Annotated in this window: 8 protein-coding genes; 5 read left to right on the top strand and 3 right to left on the bottom strand. The window is 29.9% G+C overall.

Going from position 1 to position 6,841, the window contains the following annotated elements:
• The coding region (locus tag KQI16_RS07815) for a transposase (protein WP_216433350.1) at nt 1-279 on the top strand (279 nt) is incomplete at its 5' end.
• Nucleotides 280-444: 165 nt separating this feature from the next.
• Here KQI16_RS07815 and KQI16_RS07810 read toward each other — a convergent pair.
• Complete coding sequence (locus tag KQI16_RS07810) at nt 445-1,236, bottom strand: IclR family transcriptional regulator (protein ID WP_216433348.1); 792 nt, start codon at nt 1,234-1,236, stop codon at nt 445-447.
• 435 nt (nt 1,237-1,671) lie between these two features.
• Here KQI16_RS07810 and rlmD point away from each other — a divergent pair, with 435 nt between their 5' ends.
• Entirely contained in the window at nt 1,672-3,036 is a 1,365-nt protein-coding gene (gene rlmD / locus KQI16_RS07805; RefSeq protein ID WP_216433345.1) for a 23S rRNA (uracil(1939)-C(5))-methyltransferase RlmD, read from the top strand.
• A gap of 377 nt (nt 3,037-3,413) precedes the next feature.
• Nucleotides 3,414-4,382, top strand: coding sequence for a DNA (cytosine-5-)-methyltransferase (gene dcm / locus KQI16_RS07800; RefSeq protein WP_216433343.1), 969 nt, complete (start codon nt 3,414-3,416; stop codon nt 4,380-4,382).
• A 31-nt stretch (nt 4,383-4,413) separates the two neighbouring features.
• Here dcm and KQI16_RS07795 read toward each other — a convergent pair whose 3' ends face one another.
• On the bottom strand, nt 4,414-5,211 hold the full coding sequence (locus KQI16_RS07795) for a hypothetical protein (protein WP_216433341.1): 798 nt from the start codon (nt 5,209-5,211) through the stop codon (nt 4,414-4,416).
• A 12-nt stretch (nt 5,212-5,223) separates the two neighbouring features.
• Nucleotides 5,224-5,433 carry a helix-turn-helix domain-containing protein gene (locus KQI16_RS07790; RefSeq protein WP_216433339.1) on the bottom strand — a complete coding sequence of 70 codons (210 nt, stop codon included), beginning with the start codon at nt 5,431-5,433 and terminating at the stop codon, nt 5,224-5,226.
• Between the two features lie 172 nt (nt 5,434-5,605).
• Here KQI16_RS07790 and KQI16_RS07785 point away from each other — a divergent pair, with 172 nt between their 5' ends.
• Together KQI16_RS07785 and KQI16_RS07780 are read left to right on the top strand one after the other, a co-directional pair.
• Nucleotides 5,606-6,394 (top strand): ImmA/IrrE family metallo-endopeptidase, encoded by a 789-nt coding sequence (locus tag KQI16_RS07785; protein WP_216433337.1) that lies wholly within the window; start codon nt 5,606-5,608, stop codon nt 6,392-6,394.
• 52 nt (nt 6,395-6,446) lie between these two features.
• Nucleotides 6,447-6,827 carry a helix-turn-helix domain-containing protein gene (locus KQI16_RS07780; protein WP_216433335.1) on the top strand — a complete coding sequence of 127 codons (381 nt, stop codon included), beginning with the start codon at nt 6,447-6,449 and terminating at the stop codon, nt 6,825-6,827.
• Nucleotides 6,828-6,841: the final 14 nt, after the last annotated feature.

Here is a 6,841-nt window from a genome sequence, read left to right as displayed (position 1 = left end):
ACCTCAAAAAAATTTAATCGTCAAAGAAAAGAAGCCTTAGACAGAATAATTAGTGATGAAGGTTGCTTGCTAAGAATGAATAGGAGTATTCAAGCAGAAGGTTCCTTTGCGCAAGTTAAACAAGATATGAATTTTAGAAGGTTCATGTGTCGTGGACAAAGAAATGTTTTAGCCGAAAGTACATTGCTTGCAATGGCGCATAATATAAATAAAATTCATAGAAAAATCCAAGCAGGCCGAACTGGACAACATTTATTTGAAATAAAGAAAACTGCATAATTAATTTTAAAAAAGTCTTTTTTCTTAGGCTTATTAAAGTGCGCCTTTTTTAAGAAATAATTTTATTTTGTCAGCAAAGATTCGAATCTTCTCTTTTTATTGAAAAATAGGAGCTGTCGCTAGCGTTTTTTCACCCGCTAATGCGACAGCCCCAAGGTTTATTCTTTAATAATCACCATAAAGCAGCATATCTGTATTTACATGATTTTCAGTAAGGTATTTTTCTATTTCTGAACGAACTTCTAACAATAGTTTTTTTGTTAATTCAATTTTTTCTGAGCTTGCCCTAAAAGCAGGAATGCTAACGCTAAGAGCTGCAACAATCTTTTCGTTATTAAATAGAGGCACGGCTACACAATGCTGATAATCATTAAGTTCGCCAAACTCTGAAGCAAATCCATCAATTTTTATTTTAGCAGTCTGTTTATATAATTCATCAAAATTTGTTACTGTATTTTTTGTATATGCTTTTAATCCCTCAGGATATAATTCTTTTAATTCATCTAAATTTTTATTACATAATAAAGATTTACCCATTGCTGTACAATATGCAGGAAACTTCTTTCCTATAGAAGAGACAAGTCTAATAGGTTCATCTGATTCTACTTTTGCAATATAAAAAACTTCATTTTTATCTAAGACTCCCAATTGACATATTTCCTTAGCTTGATTTACAATGTACTGCATTTGCATCTTTATAAATTTAAATACATTTGTGTTATTAGCATAAGAGATACCAACACTATAGGAGGATATACCTATACTGTATCTTGAAGTGTTTTTATCTGCGTATAAAAACTTTCTTTCAGACATTGTATGAACTATAGGGTAAATAGTACTTATAGGAGATTTAATCTTATCAGAAATTTCAGTAAGGGTTAGTCCTTCTGGATGTGAAGATAATAATTCTAATATATCAAGAACTCTTTCAGTAGGTCTATGTTCAGTTTTTTTCATTGCAATTTTACCTCCTATTATATAAAAAAATTATAACAAATATGATAAGCTAAAACAATAAAGAGGAGTTTTCTTTCATTTGGAAATGAGGAAAAATGTTTATAAAGAAATAAAATTAAAATGAAAATGAAAATGATTATCATATATATATAACAAAAGTATATATTTTGTATTTTTATAGTATTAAATTAGTATAAAAATAATAAAAAATAAGAAAGTTTACAAAAAATTAATATTTATATTTATATAATTTACAGTATAATGTATAATATCTAAGAAATATGATATAATAAAAAATAGGAATTAAATGGCAACTAATTCTGAACACGGCATCGCATGGTGCCATTTTTTTTTGTATTTCATTATTATATATGATATTATTAGGTGAATTTTAGAATTATGATATTATGAAATAATCTATTTGAGGTGATAGGTTTGGTGGAAAAAAATAAAGAATATATATTAGATATAGTTGGAACGGGATATGAAGGAGAAGGTATAGCTAAAATAAAAGGATATCCAATATTCATAGATGGAGCTATCGAGGGAGAAAAAGTAAGAGCATTAATAGTAAAGGTTAAAAAGAATTTTGCTTATGGAAAATTAATTGAAGTTATAGAAGCATCAGAAGATAGAGTTGAGCCAAAATGCCAATATTATAAGAGATGTGGCGGATGTTCTGTTCAACATATGAATTATAATAAACAATTGAAATATAAGCATGAAAGAGTTAAAGACTGTATATCTAAAATTGGGGGCTTAGATGAAAACTTAGTTAAGTTTCCTATTGGAATGGAGAAGCCTGAAAGATATAGAAATAAAGTTCAGCTTCCAGTAGGCATTGTGAAAGGGAAACTATCAATAGGTTTTTATGCTCCAAGAAGTCATAATATAATAGATTTAGATAGCTGCCTAATACAAGATAAAGTTGCAGATATAGTTACAAAGATAGTTAGAGAATGGATGGAAAAATATAATATAGATCCTGCCAGCATAGATGGAATATTTAATAAAAAGGGACTTATAAGACATATTATGATTCGTAGAGGGTTTAAAACGAATGAAGTCATGGTAGTTTTAGTTTCTACAGATGAAAAAGTTCCATATATTAATGAGTTAATAGAGGAACTAAAAGAAAATATAGATGGTTTAAAGAGTATAGTTTTAAATATAAACAAGGCAGAAACTAATGTAATATTAGGACAAAAGTGTATTAGCTTATATGGAGAAGATACAATAACTGATTACATTGGAGAATTTAAATTTAATATATCACCATTATCCTTTTTTCAAGTTAATCCTAAACAAACAGAAGTTTTATATAGAAAGGCTTTAGAATACGCAGGATTAACTGGAGAAGAAACAGTATTTGATGCCTACTGTGGAACAGGTACAATAACATTATTTTTATCTCAAAAAGCAAAAAAAGTTTATGGCGTAGAAATAATAGAAGAAGCTATTCACAATGCAAGGAAAAATGCTAACAGTAATTCTGTGGATAATGCAGAGTTCTTTGTTGGTAAATCTGAAGAAGTAATTCCAAACTTAATAAATGAGGGAATAAGACCAGAAGTAATAGTAGTAGATCCACCGAGAAAGGGATGTGATATAAAATTATTAGATGCAATTGGGGAAGCAAAACCAGAAAGAATAGTTTATGTTTCCTGTGATCCAAGTACTTTAGCTAGAGATTTAAAAATATTAACAGAAAAGGGCTATGAAGTTAAGGAAGTTCAGCCTGTAGATATGTTTCCACACACTAGCCACGTTGAGACGGTCGTATTGATAGAGAAGAAATAGCTTGAAATCAAAGGCTTGGGGCAATTTGCCCCTTTTTTTCATGTGTGTTTTATGTTTCCGTAGACTAAGGTTTTGAAGGGATTTGAACCCCGGGGGTTCACTTTTTCGCAAATATAAATTGAGAGATAGCAGTTGGACGGATATTTGCGGGAAGGTATAGGAGTTTATGTATTTGTTTGTATGGATAAAGGGAAAATAGATATACAATTTTAATATTATTAAATGTTATAATACATTTGAGAAATTTATATTAGATATAGAATTAAATAGCTTTACTTATTGAATAGAAGAAGTTATTATGTTATAAGTGAAGCTGATTATATTGAGTTTTATAAGAGTAATGTTGGTAAAATTTGAGGAAGGGAGGGTATATCTTAGTGTTTAAAGATTCAGTTACATTTATAGATTTATTTGCAGGAATCGGAGGGTTTAGAATTGCATTGGAACATTTTGGTGGAAAATGTATTTTTTCTTCAGAAATTGATAAGTATGCCTGCATGACCTACAGAGCTAACTTCGGTGATATGCCACATGGTGATATAACTAAAATAGATGCAAAAGATATACCAAGTCATGATATACTTTGTGGGGGATTTCCATGTCAACCTTTTAGTATTAGTGGTTTGCAAAGAGGATTTGAAGATTCAAGAGGTACACTTTTTTTTGAAATTGCGAGAATTGCAGCTTATCACAAACCTAAGGTTTTATTTTTAGAAAATGTTGCTAATTTAGAAAAGCATTCAGATGGGGCTACTATTAGCCGCATGATTAGTATTTTAGAGGAAATCGGCTATAATGTTTTCTATTCAACATTAAATGCAAGTGAGTATGGAGTACCTCAATCTAGGAAAAGAGTATATATAATTGGATTTAGAAAGGACTTAGAAGTAACCAAATTTGAGTTTCCTAAGCCATCTTATAAAGACGTTGCGTTAGAGGATATTTTGCTTCCAGATGAAGAAACGAAGGATTATTTAATAATTAGAGATGATATTGTAATGAAAGATATAGTTGTTGAGAAAAGACAGCTAAAGCCAATAAGAATAGGTACTATAAATAAAGGAGGTCAAGGGGATAGAATATATAGTCCTAAAGGTCATGCAATAACTTTATCAGCAGAAGGTGGTGGAGCTGGGGCAAAAACTGGTGCATATTTAGTTAATGGAAAAGTAAGAAAACTTGCACCTAAAGAATGTAGAGCCGTGCAAGGGTTTCCAGAAAAATTTATAATACCAGTGTCAGATAGTCAAGCATGGAAGCAGTTTGGAAATTCTGTAGCAGTTCCAGTTTTAAAAGAAATCGTAAATAAAATTACACAAGTTGAACAGATATACAAAAAAAGTTAGAAGTAGTATAGCTACTTCTAACTTGTACAACTTATTTTAATGAATTGATAAATAGTATTAAGTCACGGTTATCTTGAGGTTTAATACATTCAACTGAAAAAATAACATTAGGATTATTAGTACTTCCTAATTTTCTAATTTCGTACATACCTTCATCTTCTTTAAATGTCAGTTGACAATTGATATCAGTTATAGAAAATTGATATTTGTTAAGTTGGGCATCTGATTGAAGAAATATTTTTTTGCCTTTTTGAGTTAAATAAAAAGGATTTGGGTGTTTGTTTTCAAAGTATTCTTTTACATCATTAAAATATTTTTGTGGTAGTTCACTAGAACCACTTTTTTTTCTTCTAAAATTTGCAGTAACATTAAAGTAATCACCATATTTTTCTATTGGGAATATAACAAATTCATTTTTATAGTAAGTTATAACAAATCTAACGCCTTTTTTTATATAATGATTTTTAATCCATTCTGTAAAGTAGGATATTGGTAGGTCGATTTCTAAAGCTCTTGTACTAACATCTTTATATAAATTGAAATTATTGTTAATATAATCCTTTATTAAGTGGGCATATTCATTTTCAGGAGTTTTATTTTCAGGACTATAAATGAATTTATCGCCTTCTATCAAAAGAACAAATTGACCACTTTGTGCTTTTGGCATTTTAGATTCAATTAAGAATTTAACTCTATTATTTACCATGACTTCAATATCAGATGTGGTAGAATCACTTTTGCCTTTTCCTATGAATTTTATATCATTGTTTCCAAAATTGCTGTTTAGAAAATTTACACATTCATTTTCGAAAATTTCCCAATTTGTCATACAAAATCCCCCTTAAAATTTAAAAAGTTCATATATTTGAATATCTAAAGCTATAGCTATTTTTTCAATATTGTTTAGTGATATACTTCTTGTCCCCCTTTCGACTGAACTTATATAAGTTCTATGAAGTCCAGTAAGTTCAGCTAATTTTTCTTGAGAGTATCCCTTGGCTTGTCTAAATTTTTTAACGTTTAGACCAAATCTTTTGCATATATTATCCATAAAATTCCCTCCAAATTAATTTTATAAAAAACACATACAATAAGTCTACATACAATAAGTAACATTGGTGTTGAATATGAATATTTGATTTTTGGATTGACAAGGAATAATATGCCATATTATAATGATGTTAGCAATAAAGCATACATGCATTTATGAGAGGGATGGTAGATTGATTCAATTGGATTTTAAAACTAAAAATAATGGGACTCCTGTTCTTAAAAGAGCAGAGATAGATGATTTAGCAGAAAGAGTTTTACAGGATTATAATTCAAAGGTTCTTCAGGAACCATGCAGTTTAGATGTTGAGCATTTTTCAGAATGCTATGCAGGATTGGAAATGGACTATCAAGATTTAACACATAATCAATCCATATTAGGAATGACAGTATTTAATGATTGTTATATTCCTGTATATGATGCAGATAATAATAAAGCGAAAAGAATACCAGTAAATGAAGGGACTATATTAATAGACAATAGTCTTCTGAATGAAGAACAATTAAGAAGAGGCCGTTTTACCCATGCACACGAGATAGCACATTGGCTTTTACACAGACATATTTACACAATTAATAAAATGCAGATGACATTATTTGATAGTGAACCCCAAAACGAGCCGGTGATAAAGTGTCGTACAACTGATATTGAAAGTACAGGGAAAAGGCAGCTTGTAACTGATGATGATTGGATTGAATGGCAGGCGGATTATATGGCTTCAGCATTATTGATGCCTAAGAAAATCTTTAACAGATATGTAACAGCTAAATTTAAGTCAGCAGGTATGGTGGGAATGTGTTATGAAATGGGAACTGATTTTGAAAAAGATTTATGGGCAGATGTCTTAAGCCGTGAAATTGCAGATATATTTGACGTATCTTTAACAGCTGCAAAAATAAGACTTAAAAATTTGAATTTCATTAAGGAAAAACAGGAATATAAGCAGTTTTCTATTATTTAAGTGTTCAAAACTCAATATTAAATAAATTTGACAGTGGAAGGAGGTGTATATTATGAGTAGTAAGTTTGGGGATTTTATTGCAGAAAAGAGAAAACAAAAGGATATAAGTCTAAGAAAGATGGCAGATTTGCTAGATATCTCTCCAGCATATTGGAGTGATATTGAAAAAGGGAGAAGAAATCCACCTAATATAAATAAGATGGAGGAAATAGCAAAAATATTAGGGCTAACACCAGAAGAAACAGATTATATGATTGATATAGCATCTGAAGATAGGGATGAAATCCCTATGGACTTACCTGATTATATCAAAGAAAGTGGTTTGGCTAGAACTGCCCTTAGAAAAGCACGTAAAATCGAAAGTGAGGGGAAAAGTGATATTACAGAAAAGGCTTGGCTTGAATTTATTAAAGCCTTAGATGAGAAAGAGTAGAGAGGGGGATACTC

The organism is Caproiciproducens sp. MSJ-32 (genome assembly GCF_018918055.1).
In the GTDB taxonomy this organism is placed as follows: Bacteria; Bacillota; Clostridia; order Clostridiales; family Clostridiaceae; genus Clostridium.
Note: the sequence above shows the minus strand (reverse complement) of the source record. Positions and strands in the feature narration are given on the sequence as shown.